Here is a 2,616-nt window from a genome sequence, read left to right as displayed (position 1 = left end):
ATGATTAAAGATATGGCGGTGTAACAGCCGCCTTATTTTTTTAGGAGGAAATATGTTTAATGTAGACAAATCGGTATTGGACACACAAGGCAAACTGCTTTTTAACATATCCGAACAGCTTAACGAATTAATCGGGATTCTAAGACCGCAAAAGGTCAAGGAAGAAGTTAAGGAAGAAGTTAAGTGTCCCAAATGCGGCAAGGCTTTTGAAAAGCCAAATCAGTTAAGGGGACACATGATAAAGTGTAAGGGGTGATTTTTATGGACGCAGTAACAATTTCCAGAAATTTAATATTGAGACCGCCTACACCAATTGCAAGTGGTACGATATCATTTGCAACAGGTGCGACGGCGGCAACAGTGGCTTCCGCAACCATAGCAATGCCCGTATGCCCTGTAAGCAAATACATTGTTGCAACCCGCAATAATGCCACACAGACCACCATAGCCATGCAGGTAAACAATACGAGACAATTTGGTAGTACCAGTGTGCCGTTTGATTTGGGAAGTGCAACATTCAATACGGGAGATACAAAGGATACACTTGTTGAAGGAATGTTTGCCGCAGGTGCTTCCGGTGCAATGTTGAGATTTACGTTGGGCAGTGCCGCAACCGCCGCCGAGGTGGTATCGGCTGATTACGAAATTTGGCCCGTGAGGTGATTATATGATTATACCAACCATAAGGCCAACAATCCTGCAAACCATAATAGATCCTTTAAATCCATATGGCGGTTCGGCAATAATTCCCCCCGCCCTGCGTTCCCTGGTCCTATCCTGGCAGGATGCATCCAAATTGTCGGCGGTGTATTATGGGCTGAATCAGATTGTCACCAACGGTAATTTTGCAAGTGGAACCACGGGATGGAGTGCTGTTAATGGAACCTTGTCAGCGGCAAGCAATACATTAAGTGTAACCGGTAATGGTGGTAATTTGGAGGTTACAACTTATAAATCAACCTCAACCCCATGTGTAACAACACATAAGATTTATGTAAAAGTCAAGATCAGGGTAAGAAATAATGCATGTGTAAAAATATACACAATGTTGCATGGCAATACAGGTGGTGCATACTTAACCAGTGACCTTGTATTAACTCCTACACAAGATGCCTGGTACACAAAGTCTGCTATTATTACACTTACCGACCAAACCGGTAATATTGATGTGTTTTTAAGACATACATATGCCGACGCCGCCACGGCAAGCGGAAAGGTCATGGAAGTGCAGGAATTTATGGCATTCGACCTTACCGCCATATTCGGCTCCGGCAACGAACCCACCGCAGCAGAAGTGGACGCCATTCTTGCGGCAGAAGCCTATTGGGAAGGTACGCGTTCCGTGCTGTGCAATCCATCAAACAAATACTTCTGGTACGACTACTCGGGCAACAGCAGACATATGCACATGTCCAACCTGGCCTATGCGGCGGGAAGCAATCTTGATTCGACCTACGGCTTTTCCGTGGACGGCGTGGATGATTTTGCCACCATAACGGACAGCGCGGCAACAAGGCTTACAACGGGCGGGACATTGGCGGCATGGATTTATCCCAAGAGTCTGGGGGAAAGTGACGCGGGAAAGATAATTGACAAAAGTACAGCCGTAGCCGGAGCAAATGGATATTCTTTAAATCTTTATACTACACAAAGACTGTCTACCAATGTTAACATCGGTACGGCGTTATTGTCTTCCAACAACGCCATTACCCTGAACAAATGGCAATTTGCAACCGCAACCTTTGACGGTACGGGCAGACACCTCTATGTCAACGGTGTTGATGTAACCGCGTCCGGTGGAGGAGAAACCGCCCTGCCGCCCGATGTAGCGGGAGTGGTCTGCACAGGCAACCGTGCAGGTGCGACGGACAGGACGTTCAACGGATACATTGACAAACCTGCAATATTCAGCAGGGCTTTGGCACAACGGGAAGTACGGCAGTTGTTCAATAATAGTCGCAGGAGATTTGGCATTTAGGAGGTATGAATTATGATATTGCCCTATTTTACAGGAACAATAGAAAAACTACAGGAATGTAACATAGATACGGAAAGTCTGCGTAAGTCACCGGATGGTTTAAAGGCAATAATACACATGCATCTGTTGACCATTGACCAGTTCAACGCAGTGCGGACAAAGACCAGCATAGAGGCATTGACGCACGAACAGGCACGGGAACTGATGGCAACGGAGGAATGGAACAGAGAAGCATGATTACCGCGCAACAGGAACAAAGGATTCACTTTTCAGTGAGCCCTTTTTATTTTGAAAGGCAGGTGACAATATGGGTAACTACACTTTAAACGATATTAGAAACATGACAACAGAACTTTTAAATGAATATCAGACCGTAACCGCACTTATAGACGTTTCTGTTTTAAATAGAATAGATAAAAGTATAAACTCTCATTACCTTGAGCTTGCCACCAAGGACAAGATAGCCTCCAGTGTGTCCATAGCTCAATTCCCCGTGGAAAACATGCTTGGCGAGACATTTTACTATGATACGCACGACCTGACTGCTGTAAGTTACGTCGCTGCAAGTTCATACGCCTATTATTATGAGTGCAACGGCGCGCACAGCGTTGATATACTGCAGGGTTCCTCAACCACAA

At 45.5% G+C, this 2,616-nt stretch carries 4 protein-coding genes; all 4 read left to right on the top strand.

Translation table 11 applies throughout. From position 1 onward, the window contains the following. The first annotated feature begins 52 nt into the window (after positions 1-52). On the top strand, positions 53-256 hold the full coding sequence (locus tag PHE17_RS21625; RefSeq protein ID WP_301018004.1) for a hypothetical protein: 204 nt from the start codon (positions 53-55) through the stop codon (positions 254-256). Positions 257-261: 5 nt separating this feature from the next. After that, positions 262-663 carry a hypothetical protein gene (locus PHE17_RS21620; RefSeq protein WP_301018003.1) on the top strand — a complete coding sequence of 134 codons (402 nt, stop codon included), beginning with the start codon at positions 262-264 and terminating at the stop codon, positions 661-663. A gap of 4 nt (positions 664-667) precedes the next feature. Continuing rightward, positions 668-1,978 carry a LamG domain-containing protein gene (locus tag PHE17_RS21615; RefSeq protein WP_301018002.1) on the top strand — a complete coding sequence of 437 codons (1,311 nt, stop codon included), beginning with the start codon at positions 668-670 and terminating at the stop codon, positions 1,976-1,978. A gap of 307 nt (positions 1,979-2,285) precedes the next feature. Then, positions 2,286-2,616 (top strand): hypothetical protein (locus PHE17_RS21610; RefSeq protein ID WP_301018001.1); only part of this gene is annotated, 331 nt, incomplete at its 3' end.

The organism is Thiothrix sp., assembly GCF_028714775.1.
Taxonomy (GTDB): Bacteria; Pseudomonadota; Gammaproteobacteria; order Thiotrichales; family Thiotrichaceae; genus Thiothrix.
This window is presented reverse-complemented; position numbering and strand designations above follow the sequence as displayed.